The sequence below is a fragment of the uncultured Halovibrio sp. genome (assembly GCF_913056445.1).
Taxonomy (GTDB): domain Bacteria; phylum Pseudomonadota; class Gammaproteobacteria; order Pseudomonadales; family Oleiphilaceae; genus Halospina; species Halospina utahensis_B.
This window is the reverse complement of the sequence record NZ_CAJXMA010000047.1, coordinates 1-23,301: the sequence shown is the minus strand read 5'-3', so window position 1 is coordinate 23,301 and position 23,301 is coordinate 1. Positions and strand designations below refer to the sequence as shown.

Here is a 23,301-nt window from a genome sequence, read left to right as displayed (position 1 = left end):
GAGTAGGTCATCGTCAGGCTCCTATACCCAAAGCCCCGCCGGCATCGCCGTGCGGGGCTTTTTTTTGTGTGTGATAATGAGGCCATGGATGAACGTCTGCGCCGCTATTACCTGACTGCCCTGGGGATCGAGCCCTGGTGCGCCCGCTGGCCCCTGCCGGGGGCGGCACCATCGCCGGAATCTCCGGCTGAGCCTGTGATGGCGGTCCAGGCTGACGAACCGGTGGTTTCGAAGGGCGTCACCCGCCTGCCGCCCCAGTCAGCCCCTGAGGGGCAGGGTGTCTCTCTGGATGCGGTCCGGCAAGCTCTGGGGTCCAGTGACGACACCGAAACGGCGGAGCCCGCTTTTGAGGAGGCGCCTGAAACCGACGCCAGTTCTACTTCCGTTGCGGCTCAGCAGGCGTTCGCGGCCATGATCTGGCATGGGGAGCGCTTCAGCCTGGCCGCTTCCGCCGCCGGAGAGTTTCCGTATGAAACCGGGAGCAGGCTGGGCCTCAATATCCTGCGGGCCCTTGATGAGGCCGTGCGGGAAGAGGCCATCTTTTTCCGCTGGCCGCCGTTTGATAATCCTGAGCTCCCCGGTAGTGATGGCGGCACCTTTGAGTATGTTCTGGAGCGCCTTGTGGGTGGCTCGGCCTCACGCCAGTGGATCATCCTGGGCGAAGAGGTGCGTACAGCAATGGCCTCAGCGCTGTCATCAAAGGGGCATGCCGTGGTGGTGTCTTCGGAACAGACACTGGGTGAGCTTCTGGCGGAACCGGCTGCCAAGCGGGCACTCTGGGAGCGTATGAAGCCCCTGGTGGGGCGGGATCGGAGCGAGTGACCCCCGGAATGCGTAGTCTCCGTCTGGAGCAGAGCCAGCTGTCCATAACCACACTGGATGAGTCCGACCTTCCCGGGATGATGGCTCTGGAGCAGACCGCCTCCCGCCATCCCTGGAGCCAGGGGCAGTACCTGACCTGTATGGGCGCCGAATACCGGTTCCTTGGCGCCTGGTATGGCGATGCCCTCGTAGGATTCATTGTGGACTGGCGCATGCTCGATGAAGGCCATCTGATGAATCTCTGCGTCCACGGGCAGTTCCAGCAGCAGGGAATAGGGCGGTACCTGCTGCGCTATTGGCTTGCCTCCATGCAGGGTGCGGGTATGGCAACGCTGACCCTGGAGGTACGTGAGTCCAATCGGGCGGCCTACCGCCTCTATGCCAGTGAAGGCTTTGAAGACCAGGGAAGCCGCCATGGCTACTATCGCACAGCCGACGGAACCGAGGCCGCGCGCATTATGTCACTGGGGCTTTCGCCGGTTCGTGCCGGCAACGGCTGACCTGCTACAATCGCCGTCCTTTCGCCGGAGCGTACCAGAGAGAGAGCAGACCCGACGCCATGAGCGATTTCACCGAAGAAGTCCGTAAACGCCGCACCTTCGCGATCATTTCCCACCCGGACGCAGGTAAGACCACCATCACTGAGAAGGTCCTGCTGTTCGGCAATGCGCTGCAGAGCGCGGGGACCGTCAAGGGCAAGAAATCCGGGCAGCATGCCAAATCCGACTGGATGGAGATGGAGAAACAGCGCGGGATCTCCGTGACCACCTCGGTCATGCAGTTCCCGTATCAGGACAGCCTGGTGAACCTGCTGGACACCCCAGGTCACGCGGACTTTTCCGAGGATACCTATCGCACGCTCACCGCAGTGGACTCCTGTCTGATGGTGATCGATGCGGCCAAGGGGGTGGAGGAGCGTACCATCAAACTCATGGAGGTGACGCGTCTCCGGGATACCCCCATCCTGACCTTCATGAACAAGCTGGATCGGGATGTGCGGGATCCGGTGGAGCTGATGGATGAAGTCGAGGATGTGCTCAACATTGCCTGCGCACCCATCACCTGGCCCATCGGCATGGGCAAGCAGTTCCAGGGCGTCTATCACCTGCTCCGGGACGAGGTTATCCTGTATCAATCGGGCCAGGGACATCGCATCCAGGACAGCCATGTGATCAAGGGGCTGGACAACCCGGAACTGGATGAGGCGATTGGCACCTACGCGGAGGAACTGCGCGGGGAGATCGAACTGGTTAAGGGGGCCTCCCATGAGTTCGATCTGGATGCGTTCCTCCGCGGTCAGCTGACGCCTGTCTACTTCGGTACGGCGCTGGGGAACTTCGGTGTCGATCACATGCTCGACGGACTGGTCGAGTGGGCACCATCGCCCCAGGCCCGGGAGCTCACGCAGCGCCCGGTTGAAGCCACCGAAGAGAAGTTCTCCGGCTTTGTGTTCAAGATCCAGGCGAACATGGATCCGAAGCACCGGGACCGGATCGCGTTCCTCAGGATTGTCTCCGGACGCTATCAGCAGGGCATGAAGATCCATCATGTGCGGATCGGCAAGGACGTGCGGATCAGTGACGCGCTGACGTTCATGGCCGGGGACAGGGAGCGGGCTGAAGAGGCCGTTGCCGGGGATATTATCGGGCTGCATAACCACGGCACCATCCAGCTCGGTGATACCTTCACCGAGGGCGAGAAAGATCGTTTTACGGGCATTCCCAACTTTGCACCGGAGTTGTTCCGCCGTATCCAGCTGCGCGACCCTATGAAGGCCAAACAGCTCCAGAAGGGGCTGATCCAGCTGTCTGAAGAGGGCGCAGTCCAGGTCTTCCGGCCGGTACGCAACAATGATCTGATCGTGGGCGCTGTTGGGACGCTCCAGTTTGACGTGGTTGTGGCGCGGCTTAAGAACGAGTACGGGGTCGATGCCGTCTATGAGCCCATCAACGTGGCAACGGCGCGGTGGATTACCTGTGAGGACCCCAAGAAGCTCGAGGAGTTCGAACGCAGGAACCAGGACAATCTGGCCCTGGACGGGAGTGACAATCTGACCTACATCGCGCCCACCATGGTCAATCTCCAGTTGGCGCAGGAGCGTTACCCGGATGTGGCCTTCCACAAGACCAAGGAACGGTGAAGCATCCGCGCAGGGGCTGATCGATGCCCACTGTCACATCGATTTCCCTCAGTTTGATGACCGGCGGGAGCAACTGCTGGCCGAATGCGCGGCAAACGGGATCCGCCGGATCGTGGTGCCGGGTACGGTACCTGACGGCTGGCGGAAGATCCTGGAGCTGGCGCGCACCTATTCCATTCTGGCTCCCGCCGCCGGCCTCCACCCGTGGTGGGCGGATGGATCAAGGGGCGACAGTCTTGAACAGCTGGACCGGCTTCTTACTGACAACAGCGACCTCGTGGCGGTGGGAGAGTGCGGGCTGGATCGGAAACAGGGGCCGGCACTGACGCAGCAGCAGTCGGTTTTCGAGGCCCAGATCCGGTTGGCCGGGCGCCATGATCGGCCGTTGCTGATCCACAGCGTGGGAACCCACGACACGGTGCTGGCACTGCTGCGCCGGCTCGGGTTCACCCTTCCGTTCCTGATGCACGGTTTCAGCGGCTCCAGGGAACAGGCCGATGCGCTGGTCCGTCAGGGCGCCTTTATCGGCGTCAGTGGCATCATCACGCACCCACGGGCCAGCAGGGCGCGGCGTGTCATGGCACAGCTGCCTCTTGAGTCGTTGGTGCTGGAAACGGATGCGCCGGGCCTGCCTCCCCACGGAGTGCCCAGGGACAGCAACACGCCGCTGAATCTGTCATGGGTACTGGATACCCTCTGCAGCCTCCGGGAAGAGCCCCAGGAGGAGATTGTTGCGGCAATCCGCGACAATACCCGGCGCCTGTTCATGCAACGACTGGACACCGAGGGTTTGCAGAAGCCGGGTGCTCCGGTATAATGCCGCACCTGGCTTTTGGCGGGATCCGCAGCCCAGCCCCGATGCGGACCCGTACGATACCTGGTAGTGATTACACGTCGCGGCCCTCGCAGGACGTGACGTAATAGGTTTTTGATTCAAGGCGGGATTCATGAAAACTCAGAGTGCAAAACCGGAAAGCGTTACACGCGACTGGTTCGTGGTGGACGCGGCTGACAAGACGCTGGGGCGTCTTTCAACGGAAATTGCCCGTCGTCTTCGGGGCAAGCATAAACCGGAATTTACCCCCCACGTGGACACGGGTGACTACATCGTGGTCATCAATGCGGATAAAGTGCGCGTGACCGGCAGGAAGAGTACGCAGAAGCACTATTATCGCCACACCGGCTATCCGGGTGGGCTGCGTTCGATGAACTTCGAGGAGATGATCCAGCGTCATCCAGAACGTGTCATCGAGTACTCAGTCAAGGGCATGCTGCCGCGTGGTCCGCTGGGTCGTGCCATGTTCCGGAAGCTCAAGGTCTATGCCGGCGACGAGCATCCGCACGCCGCACAGCAGCCCCAGCAACTCGAGATTTAAACGGAAGGCGATTATGTCAGCTACTTACAACTACGGTACCGGTCGTCGCAAGATGTCTTCTGCACGGGTCTTTATCAAGCCCGGCAGTGGCAACATCGAAGTGAACGGGCAGTCCCTGGAGCACTTCTTCGGTCGTGATACCCTCCGGATGATCGTCAAGCAGCCTCTGGCTGTTGCCGACGCCGAGGACCGATTCGACATCAAGATCACCGTAAGCGGTGGTGGTCCCAGCGGTCAGGCCGGGGCAGTCCGTCACGGCCTGACACGGGCGCTGATGGATTATGACGACACGCTGCGCCCTGCGCTGCGCCGTGCCGGCTACGTGACGCGTGATGACCGCGCGGTTGAGCGTAAGAAGGTCGGCCTCCGCAAGGCTCGCAAGCGGCCGCAGTACTCCAAGCGCTAAGCCGTCTACGGCGGCTGCCCCCGGAAGGCCCGATTTGCAGATCGGGCCTTTTTGTGTCGGGCACTGGAAGGTTGCAAGCTTGTAAGCGGTGACTGATTTAAATAACATTTGGTCGTTTTGATGCGGGTTGATCGCGACCGAATCAGGAGCCAACCGAGTGTGTCGAATGACCCCCTCGGCACGCGAATGCTTAATGGGAGAAGGCCAGTATGAACAATGGCGACGTGAACCACGGTCGGCGGCGCTTTCTGGTGGGCGCAACGACGGTTGTTGGTGGCGTCGGGGCTGTTGGAGCCGCGGTGCCGTTTGTCAGTTCCTGGTGGCCCAGTGCCAAAGCTGAGGCAGCTGGGGCCCCACGCAGGGTGGACATCTCAAAAATCGATTCCGGTCAGCGGATAACCGTTGAGTGGCGAGGGAAGCCGGTCTGGGTCGTAAGGCGCACGCCGGAAATGCTGGAAAATCTTGAAGGGATCTCAGATCGCCTGGAGGATCCGGAATCAAAAGAGCCCCAGCAGCCTTCCTATATTGAGGGCCATGCCCGTTCGATCAAGCCAGAGTTCCTGGTTGTGGTCGGTATCTGCACCCATCTGGGCTGCTCGCCCAGCTTCCGGCCTACGGAAGGTGCTGAAGGTCTGGGGGATGACTGGCCCGGCGGATTCTTCTGCGCCTGTCACGGATCCAAGTTTGATCTCGCGGGTCGGGTGTTCACGGGCGTTCCTGCACCGACTAACCTCGAGGTTCCGCCGTATCGCTATGAGGATGACGGTCAGACCATCGCCATTGGCCTGGATCCGGAGGATGCAGCATGAATAAACTGATTCAGTGGGTCGACGAGCGGCTGCCGGTTGTGGACGCTTTCGAGCGTCACATGAGCAAGTACTACGCGCCCAAGAACTTCAATGTGTGGTATGTCTTCGGTGTGCTGTCGATGCTGGTTCTCGTCAATCAGCTGCTGACAGGCATCTGGCTGACCATGATGTACACGCCCACAGCCGAGGGCGCGTTCGCCTCGGTTGAGTACATCATGCGGGACGTGGAATACGGCTGGCTGCTGCGTTATATGCACTCCACCGGCGCCTCCATGTTCTTCCTGGTGGTCTACCTCCACATGTTCCGGGGCCTGATGTACGGTTCCTACCAGAAGCCGCGCGAGCTTATCTGGATTTTCGGTATGGCGATCTATCTGATCCTCATGGCGGAAGCCTTCATGGGCTACGTGCTTCCCTGGGGGCAGATGTCCTACTGGGGCGCCCAGGTGATCATCAACCTGTTCAGCGCCATTCCCGGCATCGGTGAGGACCTGGCACTGTGGATCCGGGGTGATTACCTGATTTCAGGAGCAACCCTGAACCGCTTCTTCGCGCTGCACGTGGTGGCACTGCCGATAGTGCTCCTTGGGCTCGTGGTGCTGCACATCCTTGCTCTGCACGAGGTTGGTTCCAACAACCCTGATGGCATCGACATCAAGAAGAACAAGGATGCTGACGGCAAGCCGAAAGACGGTATTCCGTTCCATCCCTACTACACAGTGCATGACCTGGTGCCGATTGCGGTGTTCCTCGCTGTGTTTGCGATTGTTGTCTTCTACTTCCCGGAAATGGGCGGCTACTTCATTGAGAAGCCGAACTTCCAGGAGGCGGACCCGCTGCAGACGCCGGATCACATCGCACCGGTGTGGTACTTCACACCTTTCTACGCGATGCTGCGGGCGATCACCTTCAATCTGCTGGGGCTGTCCTCGCAGTTCTGGGGTGTCGTCGTCATGGGCGCTGCCATTGCCATCCTCTTTGTGCTTCCGTGGCTTGACCGGAGCCCGGTGCGGTCGATGCGCTACAAGGGGTGGTTCAGTCGGGGTGCGCTGGCACTGTTTGCGGTCAGCTTTGTAATGCTCGGCTACCTGGGTGCTGAACCGGCGACGCCGATCAAGACCATGCTTGCGCAGATCGGCACAGCCATCTACTTCGGGTACTTCATCCTGATGCCGTTCTACACGCGGATGGAGTCCACGAAACCGGTTCCGGAGAGGGTGACTACCAAATGAAACAGCTTCTGACCGTAATACTGGCTATGTGCATGCCGGTCGTCGCTTCGGCGGCCGGTGGTGGGGGCCACCTTGACAGTATGGAGCCGGACCTGAGCGATCAGGCTTCGCTCCAGCGTGGTGCCCAGATCTTCACTAACTACTGCATGGGTTGCCATTCGGCAGAGTATTCCCGCTACAAGCGGGTGGCGAAGGATCTCGGGATCCCGAAGGAACTGTATGAACAGAACCTTATTTTCACGGATGCCCGCTTCGGGGAACTGATGAACATTGCCATGCCGGAGGAGCAGGCCGCTTCCTGGTTCGGCACGGCACCGCCGGACCTGACGCTGACCGCGCGGGTGAATGGGCCGGACTGGCTCTACTCGTACCTGCGCGCCTTCTATAAGGACGAAAGTCGGCCTCATGGCGTGAATAACGCGGTGTTCGACAACGTGGGTATGCCCCATGTGATGGTCAATCAGGGCGGCCTCTGTGCGGAGCCGCCGCATATCGGTCAGGAACCCGAGGTTGATCCTTCCACCGGTGAGGTGGTTGGGGATGACATCTGCGATGACTGGGCGATTGAGGGCAGCATGGAGCCGAAGGAATTCGATCGGGCCATGTACGACCTGACGAATTTCCTCGTCTATCTCGGTGAACCGGCCCTGATGGATCGTAAACGCATTGGCGTTTACGTGCTGATCTTCATCGGTGTCTTCTTCATTTTCGCGTACCTGCTGAACCGCGAATACTGGAAAGACATCCACTGACGGAATCCGGTATAATCCCGCCTCCAGTGCCCGGTACATCGTACCGGGCCATCCGTTTTCAGTCCCTTCTTTCCGATCGGCGAACTCATGGGGTAACACTATGGCTGCTGTGACCAAACGGTCCTCAATGACCTTCTTTTCCGACCCGCAGAGCCATTATAGCCACCGGGTGAGAATTGTTCTCGCGGAGAAAGGGGTGACCGTTGATGTGGTCAACGTGGACCCCTCCAACCCGCCCTCGGAGCTTGCCGATCTGAACCCCTATAATGCGCTGCCGACGCTGGTGGATCGGGATCTGGTGCTCTATGAGCCCAATATTATGATGGAGTATCTGGACGAACGGTTCCCGCATCCGCCGCTGCTTCCGGTCTATCCGGTCGCGCGGGCCCAGAGCCGGCTGATGATGTGGCGTGTGGGGCGCGACTGGTGTTCCCTGGTCGACCGGATTGAGGCGGGCAGCAGTGACAAAGATGCCGAGCAGGCCCGGAAAGAGTTGCGGGAAAGTCTGGTGGCATCGGCACCGCTGTTCCAGGAGATGCCATTTTTCCTCAGTGAGGAGTTCACCATGGCGGATTGCTGCATCGGGCCCTTGCTGTGGCGCCTGCCGGCACTCGGGGTTGAGTTGCCGGCCAAGGGCATCAAGCCGCTGGAGCAGTATATGGAACGGCTTTTCGAGCGTCGGGGTTTCAGGGCCAGCCTTTCCGACGCGGAAGAGGACATGCGAACCTGATTCATTGGATCAGGCAGACCGGGAGTGAGTAATGAAATCGAGCCGACCCTATCTGATCCGGGCGCTCAATGACTGGGTCCTGGATAATGACGCGACGCCGCATCTGGTCGTTGATGCTGGCATGAATGGCGTTCAGGTTCCGGCGGATTACGTCTCCAACGGTCAGATCGTGCTCAACATCAGCCCTTCTGCGGTCAAGGAGTTGATGCTGGGTGATGACGCCGTTTCCTTCACCGCCCGTTTTGGCGGTGTGCCGGTCAGCGTTTACGCGCCGGTTTACGCTGTCATGGCCATCTATGCCAGGGAGAACGGGCAGGGTATGGTCTTCGGCCAGGAGCCTGGTGATCCCGAGCCGCCGGACGGTCCCAGTGGGGACTCTGGAAGCCAGGGGGAAGAGGGCGACAGCGCCGGGGATACCGGTTCGAAGCGCCCGAACCTCAAGGTCGTGAAGTAGTCGGAGAGTCAGCCGTCGCTGAACAGGTGCGCCTCGATCTCGGTGCAGAGCGTATTGAGGATCACCACCATCAGTTCGGCGGTGCAGGCGGCCCCCACGTCCGGAAGTGTTATATCGATATCGTCTTCATGGAACAGGGCATGAATGTCCGTCTCCGAACGACCGGTTACTGCGATGACCCGGATGCCCCGATCGTGGGCGGCCTGCAGAGCCTGGATCAGGCTTGAGCGGTTGCCGTCATCTGTCAGGAGCAGCAGTGAATCCCCCTCATGGCCGAGCGCCTGGATCTGGCGTGAAAACACTTCCTGGATCCGGTTGTTGAGGCCAATGGCGGCCAGCGTTGTGGCGTCCGCTCCCAGATTCAGTACCGGCAGTGCCGGACGTTCCGTCTCGTGATAGGCGAGCATGGAACTGGCGAAATACTGGGCGAAGGCGTTGGCCTTGCCGCTGCCGCACACCAGCACCTGGCGTTCACTGAGCAGGGTTTCCACTATGGCACTGGCGGCCTGGCCCAGGACGGGAGCAACGATGCCGGCTGTCTCGCCGATGCATTCCATGTGGTTGGCAATGTGCTGGTTGAAGCGCTGTTCTGTGTCACTCATGGCGTTGCATCAAAGGCATTGGTAATCCATTCGAATTCATAGCGGTGGTTCCGGGTGATGGTGACCGCAAGCATATCAAACCGGCAGAAACAATCGTTCAGGCCGTTACGGTGCAGATAGAATCGGGCCGCCCTGATCAGTTTGCGGCGCTTGCGCTCATCCACGGAGGTGGCGCCATCCACGAGGGCGTCTTCCTGGCGGGCGCGGACTTCTATGAAAACAAGTGACTCCCCGTCATGCCCGATCAGGTCAATCTCGCCGGCGCGGCAGTTGAAGTTGCGCTCCAGGATGCGCACCCCCTGGGATTCGAGATAGTCCGCGGACGCTGTTTCCGCCTGCCGTCCCTGGCTGCGTGTATCCATCCCCGTCCCTCCAGTTTCCCTTACTTGTATTCAGCCTGCCTGCTGGACTCTTTTTCCGCCTCGGGTAGAGATTTGGGTTCCCCCTTGCGGAACACAGCCCAGTCGGGGGTGCGTTGAAAGCTGCCATTGGCACTGTTGCGGATCATGCCGGTAACACCCTGGTACCGGTAGGCCTCGATCTCACGCAGAAGCTGGATCTGATGGGTCAGGCGGTAGCTGTCGAAGCCGAGGGCAAAAAGCCGGTCGTAGTTGTTTCCCAGGGCCGGAAACAGTGACTGCAGGGCGTCGCGTTCCGGTGGTGCTTCACCCAGTACCCAGGGGATATCGGTGAACCGGATACCATCCAGATCGCTGTCCCTGCCTGGATCCGGGGAACCGCGATACAGCAGGGAACTGCCGTAAACCGGGAGATCGCCGCCGTAATAGAAGGCGAACAGCGGGTTGATCTGGCGGGCGTTCTCCGGAGACGCCAACAGCACGATCGCGTCAATATCCTGGCGGCGGCGTGGCTCGAAGCGCATGGTGGTGCCGGTCAGTCGCATCAGGGCATTGGCGCGCCGGCGGCTCTGGTTGATATTGAAGCCATCCGCCACGACGCGGTTGAGGTTATTGTCTCCGTCATACTGGACTGTCTCCAGCAGGGTGATACCTTGCTTGTCCGCTGCCCTGCGCAGTGCCTTTTCCATCCGTATACCCCAGTCACCTTCGGGCAGGAAGGCAAGCACGTTGCTGTGGCCGTCCTGTTTCAGGCGCTGTGCGATTGCCCGCATCTCATCCTCGCTACCGAGACCGAACTGGAACAGGTTCTCCGGGGTGATGCGCGCATCCCGATGGTAGTTCAGTGCAAGTACGGGAACGGTCAGTGCGGGCAGGGAGGTCAGCTCCTGGACAGCCTCTTTGCTGAGCGGCCCCACTACAAGATCCGGCTCCGTTTCGAGCAGGTCCCCATAGATGCTGCTGAAGGTCCTGGCGTGGGTATCATGGATGCTGATTGCGGGCGTTGTACGGTCAGGGTCTGCGAGATCCTGGTAGTGGGCAGCGAGGAACCCCTCACGCACGGCTTCGCCCGCGCCTCCAAGAGGGCCGCTCAGTGGCAGTGCCAGCGCTACTGACTCAGGGCGCAGTTCATCAAGCTGGCGCAGGAGCGCGAGCTCTCCCGGGAAGGGCTCTGCAGCACTGTGGTCGGGCCATACCTTCTTCCAGTTTTGGATAGCCTGTGAACGGGCTTCAACCTCATGCTGGTCATGGGCCGCGAGGGCCAGGGCAAGCTCCAGCCAGCCGCGTTCCCGGTAGTCCGAGCTGCGCTCGGCCACCGGTTCCAGTTCGGCTCGGGGAACTTCCCGCAGTGCCCCCCAGATGCGCTGATTGAGCGCCGCCGGGGGGCGTGCCTCACTGCCGCTCCAGAGGATCAGGGTCCGGGCATTCGGCAGGTGTCGTTCTGCAAGCTCATAGGCGCCGGCAACCGATTCAAAGGCGCTGGCCCGCTGTTCCGGGGGCAGCCGCAGGGGCAGTTCCGGGTCAAGCTGGTCTGCCAGCCTGCTGGCTGCATCCGTGTCGCCACGCTCGACGGCATCACGGCTGCTCAGCCACAGGTAACGGTCCCGGAGTTCATCTTCGATCTGTTCTGGATCCATTGCATCCAGAAGCGAGCGTGCGGTCGCGTATTCCCCATCAGTCTGCAGCATTTGTGCTGCCTTGAGCTGATATTGTCGGCGAAGGCTGGCATCATTGGTGTCCGCTGCGCCACTGAGCAGGCCCTGAATGGTGGTGGGCTGCTGCTCAGGAGTGGAGACCGGTTCCACGGCACAGCCGGCAACGAACAGCAGCAGGAAAATAGTCAGGACCGGCAAACGGATTGTCATGGGCGTCTCGGCTGGCGTTGTTGCAGGTGATTCGGCTTCATTGGAATCCGGCGATTCTAACAGGTAATGGCAGTCTGAGCATGGCCGAGACTTTACAGAAAGGTACCCTTTATGTCGTGGCAACGCCCATTGGCAATCTGGGGGATATAAGCACCCGGGCAGCCTGGGTGTTGGCGGGCGTCGACCGGGTTCTGGCCGAGGATACCCGACAGACGCGGCGGCTTCTGGAGCATCTGGATCTGCACAAGACTCTGACCCCGCTCCATGAACACAACGAGGATCGCCAGCTCGCCCAGGTTCTGGAATGGCTGCGTAGTGGTGAGATGCTGGCACTGGTTTCAGATGCCGGCACGCCGCTGATCTCCGATCCGGGCTTTGCTCTGGTCAGGGCGGCGCGGGAGCAGGGACTGCCTCTGGTCACGATTCCCGGCGCCAGTGCCGTAACGGCGGCGCTGGCGGTGGCGGGTCTGCCTACGGACCGGTTTGTGTTCGAGGGCTTTCTGCCCCCGAAAGCGGGGGCGCGCCGGCGCGCGCTTGAGGCCCTTGGTCGGGAAACCCGAACCATGGTGTTCTATGAATCCCCCCGGCGGGTAGCGGGAGCGCTGGCGGATATGGCCGGCGCTTTCGGTGGTTCCCGTGTCGCGGTGGTGGCGCGCGAGCTCACCAAGGCCCACGAGCAGTCGGTTCAGGGGACGCTGGCGGAGCTCGCGGACCAGGTCGCGGATGGCAGGATTCCGCTCAAGGGCGAGTTCGTGCTTATGGTTGCGGGAGCAGAGGCGGAAGCCGCTGGCCTGGATGTGGAAGTGGACCATCTGCTGGTGCAGCTGCTGACCCGTCTCAGTGTCAGTGATGCCGCCCGCATGGCTGCACGGATTACAGGTCAGGGGCGTGGTGGGCTCTATCAGCGGGCTCTGGCGCTGCAGAACCGGGAATAAAGGCCTTGTAAAATGTGGCCGAAGCCGTTAATTTTCTGCCTGAGCCCGCTATGCAGTCGCTGTTCCCGTCAGCGTACGGGGAGGGAGGAAAGTCCGGGCTCCACAGGGCGGAGTGCCAGGTAACGCCTGGGCGGCGCGAGCCGACGGAAAGTGCAGCAGAAAGGAAACCGCCTAAGCGGCCCGCGGGCCGCCGGCAAGGTTGAAAAGGTGCGGTAAGAGCGCACCGCGTGGCTGGCAACAGTCCACGGCGACGGTAAACCCCACTCGGAGCAAGGCCAAATAGGAGTCCAGAGGTGTGGCCCGCACCGGACTCGGGTAGGCTGCTTGAGGTCCGCGGTGACGCGGATCCCAGAGGAATGACTGCACGCGACAGAACCCGGCTTACAGGCGGACTCGAACAGGCCCGTGGCTTCCCACAGTGAAGCCCGGGCCACCCTTCCTATTCTGTTCATTTCTTTTGAAGTACTTCTCTTATAGCAAAAAAGTCTTGACCTTGACGTGAATTCTTGGAGTTTTCTCCAGGTTTCTGAAAAGGCGGAATTTGTTACGCGCACGTTACCTTCCGTTCACTGCTTTTCCTTCTAAATCACTGGCACAACGGTATTTTTTCCTGATTCAGGCGGCTTGGGTTTTCTTGCATTGCCCCGGGAGTCTTCTTATAGTGTCGCCAAGTGGTAAAAAGTGGCATCAAGTGGTGTCTTGTGGGTAATGAGTGGTGGCATTGGGTCAGTTGGTGATCCGGGCCACTGAATCGGGGTAGCGAATCGACCATGACGAATTTTCTCGGCAGTCATGCGATCAATATGGACGCCAAGGGGCGCCTGGCTATCCCCGCTCGTGTGCGCGAGGACCTCGAGACCCTCTGTGGTGGCCGTATTGTGCTGACCGCCCACACCGAGGAACGCTGCCTGCTGGTCTACCCCGAGCCGCAGTGGGAGGAGATCCTGCCCAAGATCGAAGCGTTGCCGAGCTTCAACAAGGCGGTACGCCGCACCCAGCGGCTGCTCATTGGTTATGCCACACCGCTGGAGCTGGATGGCGCGGGCCGGATTCTGGTGCCGCAGCCGCTGCGTGATTACGCCGGCCTGGAGAAGAAGCTCTACCTGGTCGGCCAGGGCCGCAAGCTGGAACTCTGGAGCGAGGACCGCTGGATGGCCTGGCTTGAGGAGGATGACGGCGATGAGGAAATCCCGGAAGAGATGAAGTCCCTGTCGCTTTAGCGGGGACTGGAGAATTGGCCATGGCTCATGAGTCCGTACTGCAACAGGAAGCCGTTGACGCGTTGGTGACCACGCCGGCGGGCAGGTATGTGGATGCCACCTTCGGCCGGGGCGGCCACAGCCGGGCCATTCTCGACCAGCTGGATGATACCGGTCAGCTCCTGGTTCTGGACCGTGATCCGGAAGCGATCCGTGTGGCCAGGGAACTGGCGGAGGCGGATCCGCGGGTCAGTGTACAGCGCGGCGACTTTGGCAGCCTGGCCGGGCTCCTGAATGAAGCCGGCTGGTCCTGGGTCGACGGCGTTCTTTTCGATCTGGGTGTTTCCTCCCCGCAGCTGGATGAGCCGGAGCGTGGCTTCAGTTTCCGGCACGACGGCCCGCTGGATATGCGGATGGATCCGGACGCGGGCCAGAGCGCCGCCGACTGGCTGGCACGCGAGGATGAGAAGGAGATTGCGCGGGTTCTGCGTGACTACGGCGAGGAGCGGTTCGCGAAGCGGATTGCGCGCCGCATTGTCGAGGCCCGGCAGGAACAGCCGGTTACCCGCACTACGCAGCTGGCCGAGCTGATCCGTGAGGCAGTGCCGTTTGAGGACCGCTACAAGCACCCGGCGACCCGCTCGTTCCAGGCGATCCGTATCCGGGTGAATGAGGAGCTGCCACAGCTGGACGAGGCTCTTTGCCAGGCGGTGGACCATCTCGGCCCGGGGGGGCGTCTTGTGGTGATCAGCTTCCATTCATTGGAGGATCGCCGCGTGAAGCGCTTCATGCGCGACCGCAGCCGGGGCCCGCAACTGCCACGTGGTGTGCCGGTGACGGCTGAGATGGAAGAGACGGGATTCCGGACAGTGGGCCGTGCCGTACAGGCATCGGAGGCTGAACGCAGTGTGAATGTGCGTGCGCGCAGCGCAGTGATGCGTGTGCTTGAACGCAGCAGTGCGGGGGAGGCCTGATCATGGGGGCAACGGCAGTCAGGTCCGAAACCGGAGGGCGCGCGCTGCGCTGGCGGGAAGTGCTGGACGCTGCGGCACGTATTTCCGGTCGTATCTTTCGGGGGCTCTGGGGTTCCAGGGTGCTGGTGACGCTGCTGATGCTGCTGGTGCTGACGGTTTCGGCACTGGCTGTGGTGTATGCATCCCATCTCAACCGGACGCTGTACGGCACCCTGACTGATCTGCGGGATGAGCGGGATGCCTATCAGCGGCAGTGGACACAGCTTCTTCTGGAACAGAGTGCGCTCAGCGCGCACAGCCATGTGGAAGGGCGCGCGGCGCGGGAACTGGAAATGAAGGTTCCCGCCCGCGATGACATTGTAGTCGTGACAACGCGGTAGATTCATGGCGGGACAAAAACACCAACAGACCGCTCGCAGGCACGACCGCGTGGCTATGGCTTCGTGGCGGCACCTGCTGGTGCTGGTGGCGGTACTGGGCTCCGCTGCCGCTGTCGGCGCTCGGCTGGTGGAGCTTCAGGTCCTGGACAATGAATTCCTGCGCGAGCAGGGCGAAGCACGCACCGCCCGCGTGGAACCCATCGATGCCAACCGTGGCGTGATCCGCGACCGTCATGGCGAACCCCTGGCCATAAGCACCCCGGTGAAGACCCTGTGGGCCAATCCCGGCGAGCTGCCATCGGACCATCTCGCCATACCCCGGCTTGCAGAGGCGGCGGAACTGGACGCGGCACAACTGCGCGAGCGCCTTGCCAGCAACAGCGAGCGTGAATTTCTCTACCTGCGCCGCAAGGTGCAGCCTGCACTGGCTCGGGAAGTCATGGAGCTGGAAGTTCCCGGTGTCTACAGCCGGCGCGAATACCGCCGCTACTACCCGGCGGGGGAAGTGACCTCACACGTGATCGGGTTCACCAACATCGATGAACAGGGCCAGGAGGGGATGGAGCTGTCCTTCAATCACTGGCTGGCGGGTGAGAAGGGGAGCAAGCGCGTACTCCGGGATAACCGTGGGCGCACCATCCGGGACCTTGGCCCCATCCGTGAAGCCCATCCCGGTAACGACCTCAATCTGAGCCTCGACCTCCGGCTCCAGTACCTCGCCTACCGTGAGCTGAAGGCTGCCGTCGAGGCCCATGGTGCGCGCGGTGGTACCGTGGTCATGCTGGATGTGGATAGCGGTGAGATCCTGGCGATGGCCAACCAGCCGGCGCTGAACCCGAATGACCGTGGACAACGGGATCCGGCCCGTGTCCGCAACCGCGCGATCACCGACCTGTATGAGCCGGGCTCGACCGTCAAGCCCTTTACGGCAGCGGCGGCTCTTGAGTCTGGCGAGTTCACCCCGGAAACCGTCATTAACACCAGCCCTGGCTACCGCCAGATGGGCGCCTACACGATTCGGGATCATCACGATTACGGCCGGCTCTCGCTCGCCGAGATCATTGTCCGTTCCTCGAATGTGGGCATCAGCCGCGTCGCTTCCGAGCTCTCCGGGGAGCGGCTCCAGAACCTGTTCTACAGCGTGGGATTCGGGCAGTCCACGGGCATCGGCTTCCCTGGGGAGTCGGTGGGTATCCTGCCGGCGAGCGTGAACCTGCGGCCGGTTGAGGTGGCGGCGCTTTCCTATGGCTATGGGCTCAGCGTGAACGCGCTGCAGATGGCCCAGGCTTACATGACCCTGGCCAATGGCGGTATCCGTTATCCCGTGACCCTGCTTAAAAACGATGAGGCACCCAAGGGCCATCGGGTCATGTCGCAAGAGACCGCGCGCCAGGTGCGGGCGATGCTTGCCAGGGTTGTGGAAGAGGGCACCGGCACGCGTGCGGACCAGGGCATCTACCGTCTGGCGGGCAAGACCGGGACAGTCCACCTGGTCGGCGCCAGCGGCTATGAGGCCGACCAGTACAAGGCGCTGTTCGCCGGCATGGGCCCGGTTGATGATCCGCAGGTGGTCACCGTGGTCACTGTTGATGCGCCTTCACGCACCGAGTACTACGGCGGTGAGGTGGCCGCGCCCATCTTTGGACGCATCATGGGTGACGCGCTGCGACTGCTGAATGTCAGCCCCTCCGGGGGGGCGTCCATGGCTGACGAATCCACCGGGACTGATGGGGGGCAGGGATGAGCCACGTCGCGCACAGTCTCAAGAACCTTCTAAGGGATCGGGCTGCCATTCCATCGGTACTGGATGTCTGGGTGCATGGCTTGAGCGCTGACAGCCGGCGGGTCCGCCCGGGGGATGCCTTCATCGCGCTGGCGGGTTCCGGCGGGGATGCCTGGGCGTACGTGGATGACGCCGTCGCGAACGGAGCGGTGGCGATCCTGCTGGAGGATGGCGCCGGGGACCCCAGAGAGTACCGTGGGGCCGTCCTGGTTCCGGTTGCCGGCCTGGGTGACTGCCTGGCCGGTCTGGCCGATTACTTTCATGGCCATCCATCCGCCCACCTCACCGTGATCGGAGTGACCGGTACCAACGGTAAAACCTCGGTTACCGGCTTCATCGCGGCCATTCTGGAGGCTGGTGGTATTCCCGCGGCTACCATGGGGACCCTTGGCTACGCCTTCCGGGAGTCCCGGGAGACGGCCAGCCATACCACCCCCGATGTGACCCGGGTGCACAGCCTCCTGGCTGGCTTCCTGGATCAGGGCGCGAAAGCGGTGGTCATGGAAGTTTCATCCCACGCCCTTGTGCAGGGCCGGGTGGACCGGGTGCGGTTTGATGCCGGCGTATTCACCAATCTCTCGCCCGAGCATCTGGATTACCACGCTGATATGGCAGCGTACGGTGCCGCCAAGGCCCGTCTCTTCATGGATCATGAGCCGGACATTGCGGTGGTCAATGCGGATGATGATTTCGGCCGCCAGCTGCCTGGTCGGTTGCCGGCCGAAACCCGCCTCTGGCGTTACGGGTACACGGCGGAGCAGCTCGAATGCCGCATCCGTGATGCCCGGCCCGCCAGCGACGGTATGGCCGCGATCCTCGATACCCGTCTGGGGCGGCTGTCACTGCAGACCCGCCTGATGGGCCATTTCAATATTGAGAATCTGGCGGCCGCCAGTGCCGCCGCACTGGCCCTGGGGATTCCCCCCGGGGTGGTGGAGACCGCGGCCGCCGGGGTGGAAGCGCCTCCGGGGCGCCTTGAGCCCTATGCGGCGACCAGCGGGCTGAAGCTGGTGATTGATTACGCCCACACAGCAGCGGCGCTTGAACACGCTCTGGCAGCTCTCAGGCCCCATGTCAGTGGCGAGCTGTGGTGTGTCTTCGGCTGTGGCGGCAATCGTGACCAGACCAAACGCCCGGCCATGGGCGAAGTGGCGGAACGGCTGGCGGACCATGTGATTCTGACCGATGACAACCCGCGTGATGAATCACCGGAGGGCATCGTGGCGGACATCCTTTCCGGAATGGCCGATGCCGCCGGTGTGCGGGTCATCCATGACCGTGACAACGCTATCACCACCGCCTTCCGGGAAGCGGATGCGACGGACCTGGTGCTGATCGCGGGCAAGGGCCATGAAACCACCCAGGAGCGTGGTGGCGTCCGTACCGCCTTCAGCGATGCCGGCGTGGTGCGCAGACTGATCGGTGAGGGAGGGGAAGCAGCATGATGCGGGCATTCTCCCTGGCGGAAATCACACCCCTGGTTCAGGGCACCCTGCGGGGTGAGGACCTGTTCTTCAGTCGTGTCGGCATTGATACCCGGACGCTGGCGAAGGGGGGTCTCTACGTGGCTCTGAGCGGGGACCGGTACGACGGTCATGACTTCGTGCGGGAAGCGGAAAAAGCGGGCGCCTGTGCCATCGTCGCGGAGAAGAAGGTGGATGCCAGTATGCCGGTGATCCAGGTGCGGGACAGCCGTTACGCACTGGGGCGCCTCGCCGGGCTCAACCGTGCCGAATTCGCGGGGAAACTGGTCGGGATTACGGGCAGCTCCGGCAAGACCACCACCCGGCAGATGATGCAGACGGTGCTGGCGGAAGCCGGCTCCGTGATGGCAACCGAGGGCAACCTGAACAATGAGATCGGTGCGCCGCTGACCCTGCTCCAGCTCGGGCCGGATGCAGAGTTCGCAGTCGTGGAGCTGGGGGCCAGCGGGCTCGGCGAGATCGCCTGGACAGGGTCTCTGGCTGCGCCGGACGTCGGTATCATTACCAATGCCAGTGCGGCGCATCTGGAGGGCTTTGGCAGCCTGGAGAACATTGTCTCCGCCAAGGGTGAGATCATCGATTCCGTGCGCGCTGGAGGCACCGTCATCCTGAATCATGACGAGGCTGCTTTTGAGGACTGGCGGGCACGGGCCGGTATGCGGCGGGTGCTCAGCATCTCCGCGCAGGGGGACCAGGATGCCAGCTTCCGGGCGGAGTCCATCCGCGAGGATGCCGACGGCATCGCGTTCACACTGCTCGGTGATGCCGTGACCGCCACCGACATCCGGCTGCCCATTCCGGGCCGGCACAACGTGGCCAATGCCCTTCTGGTGGCCGCAGCGGCGCACAGTCTGGGATTGGACATGGATCGGGTCGCTCGCGGGCTGGCAAACACACCGGCTGTGGCCGGTCGGCTGGAGCCCATCACCCTGCGGCCGGGCATCCGCATTCTCAACGACAGCTACAACGCCAACCCGGCCTCCATGGCGGCTGCCCTGCGGACTCTGGCCGCCATGCCGGCACCGCGGTTTGCCCTGCTGGGGGATATGGCGGAACTGGGGTCGGAAGCGGCCAGCCAGCACCGGGCCCTGGGTGAACTCGCCCGGCAGCTGGGCATTGAACAACTGATGGTCACCGGAAGCCATGCCAGCGATTACGCCGACGGCTTCGGTGACGGGACCCACACCGGCGACGCCCCGGAATCACTGGCGGACCGGGTGTGGGATGAACTGGGGGAGGCCGCTTCGATCCTGGTCAAGGGCTCGCGCAGCGCGGGCATGGATCGGGCGGTCACCCGTCTCAGAGAGAGGAACGACGACGCATGCTAGTCTGGCTGACTGATTTTCTGGCGCAGTACATCAGCGGCTTTGCCGTGTTCCAGTACATTACGCTCCGGGGCATCCTGGGGGTGCTGACGGCACTGCTGACCTCGTTGCTCATCGGCCCCGCCATGATCCGGCATCTGGCGCAGTATCAGATCGGCCAGGCGGTGCGGGATGACGGCCCCGAAACACACCTGAGCAAGGCCGGCACTCCCACCATGGGTGGTGCGCTTATCCTGGTGGCGGTGGCGCTGAGCACACTCCTGTGGTCGGACCTGAGCAACCGTTATGTCTGGATCACGCTGGGCGTGACGCTGGCATTCGGTGCCATTGGCTGGGTTGATGACTACCGCAAGGTTGTGGATCGCAATCCCAAAGGGCTGCCGGCACGCTGGAAGTATTTCTGGCAGTCGGTAACCGGCTTCCTGGCAGCCGTGGCTCTGTACGCCACCGCCACGCTGCCCCAGGAAATCACGCTCATTATGCCGTTCTTCAAGGATTTCGGCTTGCTGATGGGGCCGGTTGCCTTTGTGGTTCTGAGCTACCTGGTGATCGTCGGCAGCAGCAATGCCGTCAACCTCACTGACGGGCTGGATGGGCTGGCAATCATGCCTACGGTCATGGTCGGGGCGGCCCTGGGGATCTTCGCCTACGCCTCAGGCCACGCCAATTTCGCGGATTACCTGCAGATTCCGAACCTGCCCGGCACCGGTGAGCTGCTTGTCTACTGCGGCGCCCTTGTCGGTGCCGGCCTGGGCTTTCTGTGGTTCAACACCTATCCCGCGCAGGTCTTCATGGGGGACGTGGGTTCCCTGGCGCTGGGTGCAGGCCTTGGGGTCCTGGCGGTCATCGTCCGCCAGGAGATCGTGCTGTTCATCATGGGCGGCATTTTCGTGGTGGAAACCCTGTCGGTCATCGTTCAGGTCGCTTCGTTCAAGCTGACCGGGCGGCGGGTTTTCCGCATGGCACCGCTGCATCACCACTTCGAACTCAAGGGCTGGCCGGAGCCGCGCGTGATCGTGCGGTTCTGGGTCATCACGGTCATTCTCGTACTCGTGGGTCTTGCGACCCTCAAGCTGAGGTAGGGCAGACAGTCATGGCACTGATTGCATCGGATCGTCGCACACTCATCGTCGGGCTGGGAGCTACCGGCCTGTCGTGCGTGCGTCATTGCCATGCACTCGGCCGGCAACTGGCCGTGGCGGACAGCCGTGCCCAGCCGCCGGGTCTTGCTGAGGTGCGCGAGCGCTGGCCGGATCTGGAAGTGGTCACCGGCGCCTTTGATCCGGACTGGTTCTGCGGTTTCGATGAACTCATCGTCAGCCCCGGGATCAGCCTGGATGAACCGGCGATCGCGGCGGCCGCCGAGGCGGGTGTGCGGATTTCCGGCGACCTGGACCTGTTCCGGGAAGCCGTGGCGGCACCGGTGGTGGCCATCACGGGCTCCAACGGCAAGAGCACGGTCACCACGCTTCTCGGGCAGATGGCCGCGGAGGCCGGTGTGAACGCCGGTGTGGGAGGCAACCTGGGTACGCCGGCGCTGGATCTGATCGCCCCGGATGTGCCGCTCTATATCCTGGAGGTTTCCAGTTTCCAGCTGGAACGCACCACGGATCTGAAAGCCGAGGTGGCCACGGTCCTCAACGTCAGCGATGACCACATGGACCGCTACCCGGACCGGATGAGCTACTTCCAGGCCAAGCACCGGATCTTCCAGGGCGCACGCAATGCCGTCGTGAACCTGGACGATCCCCTGAGCCAGCCGCTGCTCAACGAGGGCATGGTGCCGCATTTCTTCGGACTCTTCCGGGTGGACCTCGGGGTCTTCAGTACCCGCGAGGACGAAACCGGTCTCTGGCTGACCCATGGTCTGGATAACCTGATGCACGCCAGCGAGCTGGGCGTGGCCGGCATGCACAACATCGCCAATGTGCTGGCAGCGCTGGCGCTGGGCAATGCGGTCGGGCTGCCCATGGACGCCATGCTGGCGGCCGCCCGCCGGTTCCGGGGCCTGCCGCACCGCAGCCAGAGCCTGCGGGAACACAGCGGCGTGCTCTGGGTGAACGATTCCAAGGCCACCAATGTGGGCGCCACACGGGCCGCAATCGAAAGCCTGGCGCCCGCCGAGGGCCAGCTGGTGCTGATTGCTGGCGGCGATGCCAAGGGAGCGGATCTGTCCCCGCTGGTGGAGGCGGTGACCGGGCGGGTCCGTCATCTGGTGCTCATGGGCCAGGATGCGCCGATCCTGGAAGAGGCTCTGGGTAACCTCGTGGCCAGCACGCGTGTCAGCACTATGGAGGAAGCGGTAAAGGTCGCGTCGGACAAGGCTTGCGCCGGGGACCGGGTACTGCTTTCCCCGGCCTGCTCGAGTCTGGATCAGTACAGCAGCTATGAGGCCCGGGGCGATGCTTTCGCCCGGGCTGTGGAGGCGTTATGACGGCGGTTGCGGGGAATATGCCCATCCGCGCGCCGCGGCGGGAACTCACGGCGCTTCTGTTGAGTGCGGGTGTGTTGCTGACGCTGGGCATTGTGATGATTGGATCGGCTTCCATGGATGTGGCGGCACAGAACTATGGCAGTCCGCTGCACTTCGTTCTGCGCCAGAGCGTCTATGTGGTGCTGGGCTGCCTGGCGGGGCTGGTTGCCGCCAACATTCCGCTCGTCTGGTGGCTGCGTGGTGCCTGGCTGTGGCTGGCCGGTGCCTTCCTGCTGCTGATCCTGGTACTGACGCCCCTGGGGGTCACCGTTAATGGCAGCACCCGCTGGATCTCCCTGGGTGTCGCGAACTTTCAGGTTTCGGAGGCGGCCAAGTGGCTTCTGGTGGTCTATCTGGCCGGCTACGTGGTCCGGCGTCACGCGGAAGTGGTGGATACCTGGCCCGGGGTGCTCAAGCCGCTGGCCATCCTGGGCGCGGCCAGCGGGCTTCTGCTGGTGCAACCGGATTTCGGTGCCGTGGTGGTGCTGATGGCGGCCGCCTTTGGTGTCATTTTCGTCAGCGGTGTCGGGCTGGGCCGCTTCCTGGTGGTGAGCCTGAGCGGTCTGGCCCTGGGCGCCGCAGCGCTGTTCAGCCAGCCGTACCGGATTGAGCGCCTGGTGGCCTACCTCGATCCCTGGAAGGACCAGTTCAATTCCGGCTACCAGCTGACCCAGGCGCTGATCGCGTTCGGTCGTGGAGAATGGACCGGAACCGGCCTGGGCAACTCGATCCAGAAGCTGTTCTATCTGCCGGAAGCCCATACCGATTTCATCTTTGCCATCGCTGCCGAGGAATTCGGGCTTCTGGGAGCGCTGGGCATACTGCTGACATTCACGGTGCTCGTTCTCACTGGCCTGCGTATTGCCCGCCGGGCCCGGGACGCCGGCATGACGTTCGGCGCCTGTCTGGCCTACGGCCTGACCCTGCTGATCGCGCTCCAGGCCTATATCAATATGGCCGTGAACACCGGGCTTCTGCCCACCAAGGGCCTGACCCTGCCGCTCGTCAGCTATGGCGGCTCCAGCCTGGTGGTGAGCTGCGTCACCATTGGCGTGATCGCGCGGGTCCAGATGGAAGTGGAAGATCAGCTTGCGCAGGAGGGCGATGCATCATGAGCCAGCGTTTCCTGATCATGGCCGGCGGCACCGGCGGGCACGTATTCCCGGCCCTAGCGACTGCTGAGGTGCTCCGGGAACAGGGG

General features: G+C 62.5%; 25 protein-coding genes and 1 other RNA gene. 23 read left to right on the top strand and 3 right to left on the bottom strand.

What is annotated here, in order from left to right; translation table 11 throughout:
• Nucleotides 1–84 precede the first annotated feature (84 nt).
• The 11 genes from QZ501_RS10195 to QZ501_RS10145 all read left to right on the top strand — a co-directional run bounded on the left by QZ501_RS10195 (nt 85) and on the right by QZ501_RS10145 (nt 8,721).
• Nucleotides 85–822 (top strand): hypothetical protein, encoded by a 738-nt coding sequence (locus QZ501_RS10195; RefSeq protein ID WP_160898680.1) that lies wholly within the window; start codon nt 85–87, stop codon nt 820–822.
• A gap of 8 nt (nt 823–830) precedes the next feature.
• Complete coding sequence (gene rimI / locus QZ501_RS10190) at nt 831–1,322, top strand: ribosomal protein S18-alanine N-acetyltransferase (protein ID WP_295719228.1); 492 nt, start codon at nt 831–833, stop codon at nt 1,320–1,322.
• 59 nt (nt 1,323–1,381) lie between these two features.
• A complete protein-coding gene (gene prfC / locus QZ501_RS10185; protein ID WP_295719226.1) occupies nt 1,382–2,962 on the top strand; it encodes a peptide chain release factor 3 in 1,581 nt (526 codons plus the stop codon).
• Entirely contained in the window at nt 2,931–3,779 is an 849-nt protein-coding gene (locus tag QZ501_RS10180) for a TatD family hydrolase (protein ID WP_160898678.1), read from the top strand. The genes prfC and QZ501_RS10180 overlap by 32 nt, the downstream gene beginning before the upstream one ends.
• 130 nt (nt 3,780–3,909) lie before the next feature.
• Nucleotides 3,910–4,338: a 50S ribosomal protein L13 gene (gene rplM, locus QZ501_RS10175; protein WP_151440805.1), complete on the top strand. Its 429-nt coding sequence runs from the start codon at nt 3,910–3,912 to the stop codon at nt 4,336–4,338.
• A 13-nt stretch (nt 4,339–4,351) separates the two neighbouring features.
• Nucleotides 4,352–4,744, top strand: coding sequence for a 30S ribosomal protein S9 (gene rpsI / locus QZ501_RS10170; protein ID WP_151440806.1), 393 nt, complete (start codon nt 4,352–4,354; stop codon nt 4,742–4,744).
• Nucleotides 4,745–4,953: 209 nt separating this feature from the next.
• The gene (gene petA, locus QZ501_RS10165; RefSeq protein WP_151440807.1) at nt 4,954–5,553 is read left to right on the top strand and encodes a ubiquinol-cytochrome c reductase iron-sulfur subunit; all 600 of its coding nucleotides are present in this window, start codon (nt 4,954–4,956) and stop codon (nt 5,551–5,553) included.
• A complete protein-coding gene (locus QZ501_RS10160; RefSeq protein ID WP_151440808.1) occupies nt 5,550–6,785 on the top strand; it encodes a cytochrome bc complex cytochrome b subunit in 1,236 nt (411 codons plus the stop codon). Before petA ends, QZ501_RS10160 begins: the two co-directional genes overlap by 4 nt.
• Nucleotides 6,782–7,537: a cytochrome c1 gene (locus QZ501_RS10155; protein ID WP_151440809.1), complete on the top strand. Its 756-nt coding sequence runs from the start codon at nt 6,782–6,784 to the stop codon at nt 7,535–7,537. Before QZ501_RS10160 ends, QZ501_RS10155 begins: the two co-directional genes overlap by 4 nt.
• Before the next feature lie 100 nt (nt 7,538–7,637).
• The gene (gene sspA / locus QZ501_RS10150) at nt 7,638–8,267 is read left to right on the top strand and encodes a stringent starvation protein SspA (RefSeq protein ID WP_151440810.1); all 630 of its coding nucleotides are present in this window, start codon (nt 7,638–7,640) and stop codon (nt 8,265–8,267) included.
• Between the two features lie 31 nt (nt 8,268–8,298).
• Complete coding sequence (locus tag QZ501_RS10145; RefSeq protein ID WP_151440811.1) at nt 8,299–8,721, top strand: ClpXP protease specificity-enhancing factor; 423 nt, start codon at nt 8,299–8,301, stop codon at nt 8,719–8,721.
• Between the two features lie 8 nt (nt 8,722–8,729).
• On the opposite strand, the gene QZ501_RS10140 is transcribed toward QZ501_RS10145, so the two are convergent.
• The 3 genes from QZ501_RS10140 to QZ501_RS10130 are packed head-to-tail and all read right to left on the bottom strand — an operon-like array spanning nt 8,730 to nt 11,547.
• The gene (locus QZ501_RS10140; protein WP_151440812.1) at nt 8,730–9,323 is read right to left on the bottom strand and encodes an SIS domain-containing protein; all 594 of its coding nucleotides are present in this window, start codon (nt 9,321–9,323) and stop codon (nt 8,730–8,732) included.
• Nucleotides 9,320–9,685 (bottom strand): YraN family protein, encoded by a 366-nt coding sequence (locus QZ501_RS10135; protein WP_295719219.1) that lies wholly within the window; start codon nt 9,683–9,685, stop codon nt 9,320–9,322. Before QZ501_RS10135 ends, QZ501_RS10140 begins: the two co-directional genes overlap by 4 nt.
• Before the next feature lie 20 nt (nt 9,686–9,705).
• On the bottom strand, nt 9,706–11,547 hold the full coding sequence (locus QZ501_RS10130; protein ID WP_295719217.1) for a penicillin-binding protein activator: 1,842 nt from the start codon (nt 11,545–11,547) through the stop codon (nt 9,706–9,708).
• Nucleotides 11,548–11,627: 80 nt separating this feature from the next.
• On the opposite strand from QZ501_RS10130, the gene rsmI reads away from it, so the two are divergent.
• The 12 genes from rsmI to QZ501_RS10070 all read left to right on the top strand — a co-directional run.
• A complete protein-coding gene (rsmI, locus tag QZ501_RS10125) occupies nt 11,628–12,482 on the top strand; it encodes a 16S rRNA (cytidine(1402)-2'-O)-methyltransferase (RefSeq protein WP_151440815.1) in 855 nt (284 codons plus the stop codon).
• Nucleotides 12,483–12,522: 40 nt separating this feature from the next.
• Nucleotides 12,523–12,882, top strand: an RNA gene (gene rnpB, locus QZ501_RS10120) — RNase P RNA component class A.
• A 370-nt stretch (nt 12,883–13,252) separates the two neighbouring features.
• Entirely contained in the window at nt 13,253–13,702 is a 450-nt protein-coding gene (gene mraZ / locus QZ501_RS10115) for a division/cell wall cluster transcriptional repressor MraZ (protein ID WP_077529066.1), read from the top strand.
• 20 nt (nt 13,703–13,722) lie between these two features.
• Nucleotides 13,723–14,655 (top strand): 16S rRNA (cytosine(1402)-N(4))-methyltransferase RsmH, encoded by a 933-nt coding sequence (gene rsmH, locus QZ501_RS10110; RefSeq protein WP_160898676.1) that lies wholly within the window; start codon nt 13,723–13,725, stop codon nt 14,653–14,655.
• Between the two features lie 2 nt (nt 14,656–14,657).
• The gene (gene ftsL / locus QZ501_RS10105; protein WP_151440817.1) at nt 14,658–15,035 is read left to right on the top strand and encodes a cell division protein FtsL; all 378 of its coding nucleotides are present in this window, start codon (nt 14,658–14,660) and stop codon (nt 15,033–15,035) included.
• 55 nt (nt 15,036–15,090) lie between these two features.
• Entirely contained in the window at nt 15,091–16,779 is a 1,689-nt protein-coding gene (locus QZ501_RS10100; RefSeq protein WP_295719212.1) for a penicillin-binding protein 2, read from the top strand.
• Nucleotides 16,776–18,263, top strand: coding sequence for a UDP-N-acetylmuramoyl-L-alanyl-D-glutamate--2,6-diaminopimelate ligase (locus QZ501_RS10095; RefSeq protein ID WP_151440819.1), 1,488 nt, complete (start codon nt 16,776–16,778; stop codon nt 18,261–18,263). The genes QZ501_RS10100 and QZ501_RS10095 overlap by 4 nt, the downstream gene beginning before the upstream one ends.
• On the top strand, nt 18,260–19,630 hold the full coding sequence (gene murF / locus QZ501_RS10090) for a UDP-N-acetylmuramoyl-tripeptide--D-alanyl-D-alanine ligase (protein ID WP_295719208.1): 1,371 nt from the start codon (nt 18,260–18,262) through the stop codon (nt 19,628–19,630). Before QZ501_RS10095 ends, murF begins: the two co-directional genes overlap by 4 nt.
• Nucleotides 19,624–20,709, top strand: a complete 1,086-nt coding sequence (gene mraY, locus QZ501_RS10085; RefSeq protein WP_095618011.1) for a phospho-N-acetylmuramoyl-pentapeptide-transferase — start codon at nt 19,624–19,626, stop codon at nt 20,707–20,709. The genes murF and mraY overlap by 7 nt, the downstream gene beginning before the upstream one ends.
• An 11-nt stretch (nt 20,710–20,720) precedes the next feature.
• Nucleotides 20,721–22,061: a UDP-N-acetylmuramoyl-L-alanine--D-glutamate ligase gene (murD, locus tag QZ501_RS10080; RefSeq protein ID WP_151440821.1), complete on the top strand. Its 1,341-nt coding sequence runs from the start codon at nt 20,721–20,723 to the stop codon at nt 22,059–22,061.
• The gene (gene ftsW, locus QZ501_RS10075) at nt 22,058–23,215 is read left to right on the top strand and encodes a putative lipid II flippase FtsW (protein ID WP_151440822.1); all 1,158 of its coding nucleotides are present in this window, start codon (nt 22,058–22,060) and stop codon (nt 23,213–23,215) included. Before murD ends, ftsW begins: the two co-directional genes overlap by 4 nt.
• A partial coding sequence (locus tag QZ501_RS10070) for a glycosyltransferase (RefSeq protein WP_295719231.1) occupies nt 23,212–23,301 on the top strand: 90 nt, incomplete at its 3' end. The genes ftsW and QZ501_RS10070, both read left to right, overlap by 4 nt.

Coding starts and splice junctions, on each gene's coding strand:
- QZ501_RS10195 (WP_160898680.1), top strand. CDS start 85: ATGGATGAACGTCTGCGCCGCTATTACCTGACTGCCCTGGGGATCGAG.
- rimI (WP_295719228.1), top strand. CDS start 831: ATGCGTAGTCTCCGTCTGGAGCAGAGCCAGCTGTCCATAACCACACTG.
- prfC (WP_295719226.1), top strand. CDS start 1,382: ATGAGCGATTTCACCGAAGAAGTCCGTAAACGCCGCACCTTCGCGATC.
- QZ501_RS10180 (WP_160898678.1), top strand. CDS start 2,931: ATGTGGCCTTCCACAAGACCAAGGAACGGTGAAGCATCCGCGCAGGGG.
- rplM (WP_151440805.1), top strand. CDS start 3,910: ATGAAAACTCAGAGTGCAAAACCGGAAAGCGTTACACGCGACTGGTTC.
- rpsI (WP_151440806.1), top strand. CDS start 4,352: ATGTCAGCTACTTACAACTACGGTACCGGTCGTCGCAAGATGTCTTCT.
- petA (WP_151440807.1), top strand. CDS start 4,954: ATGAACAATGGCGACGTGAACCACGGTCGGCGGCGCTTTCTGGTGGGC.
- QZ501_RS10160 (WP_151440808.1), top strand. CDS start 5,550: ATGAATAAACTGATTCAGTGGGTCGACGAGCGGCTGCCGGTTGTGGAC.
- QZ501_RS10155 (WP_151440809.1), top strand. CDS start 6,782: ATGAAACAGCTTCTGACCGTAATACTGGCTATGTGCATGCCGGTCGTC.
- sspA (WP_151440810.1), top strand. CDS start 7,638: ATGGCTGCTGTGACCAAACGGTCCTCAATGACCTTCTTTTCCGACCCG.
- QZ501_RS10145 (WP_151440811.1), top strand. CDS start 8,299: ATGAAATCGAGCCGACCCTATCTGATCCGGGCGCTCAATGACTGGGTC.
- QZ501_RS10140 (WP_151440812.1), bottom strand. CDS start 9,323: ATGAGTGACACAGAACAGCGCTTCAACCAGCACATTGCCAACCACATG.
- QZ501_RS10135 (WP_295719219.1), bottom strand. CDS start 9,685: ATGGATACACGCAGCCAGGGACGGCAGGCGGAAACAGCGTCCGCGGAC.
- QZ501_RS10130 (WP_295719217.1), bottom strand. CDS start 11,547: ATGACAATCCGTTTGCCGGTCCTGACTATTTTCCTGCTGCTGTTCGTT.
- rsmI (WP_151440815.1), top strand. CDS start 11,628: ATGGCCGAGACTTTACAGAAAGGTACCCTTTATGTCGTGGCAACGCCC.
- mraZ (WP_077529066.1), top strand. CDS start 13,253: ATGACGAATTTTCTCGGCAGTCATGCGATCAATATGGACGCCAAGGGG.
- rsmH (WP_160898676.1), top strand. CDS start 13,723: ATGGCTCATGAGTCCGTACTGCAACAGGAAGCCGTTGACGCGTTGGTG.
- ftsL (WP_151440817.1), top strand. CDS start 14,658: ATGGGGGCAACGGCAGTCAGGTCCGAAACCGGAGGGCGCGCGCTGCGC.
- QZ501_RS10100 (WP_295719212.1), top strand. CDS start 15,091: ATGGCTTCGTGGCGGCACCTGCTGGTGCTGGTGGCGGTACTGGGCTCC.
- QZ501_RS10095 (WP_151440819.1), top strand. CDS start 16,776: ATGAGCCACGTCGCGCACAGTCTCAAGAACCTTCTAAGGGATCGGGCT.
- murF (WP_295719208.1), top strand. CDS start 18,260: ATGATGCGGGCATTCTCCCTGGCGGAAATCACACCCCTGGTTCAGGGC.
- mraY (WP_095618011.1), top strand. CDS start 19,624: ATGCTAGTCTGGCTGACTGATTTTCTGGCGCAGTACATCAGCGGCTTT.
- murD (WP_151440821.1), top strand. CDS start 20,721: ATGGCACTGATTGCATCGGATCGTCGCACACTCATCGTCGGGCTGGGA.
- ftsW (WP_151440822.1), top strand. CDS start 22,058: ATGACGGCGGTTGCGGGGAATATGCCCATCCGCGCGCCGCGGCGGGAA.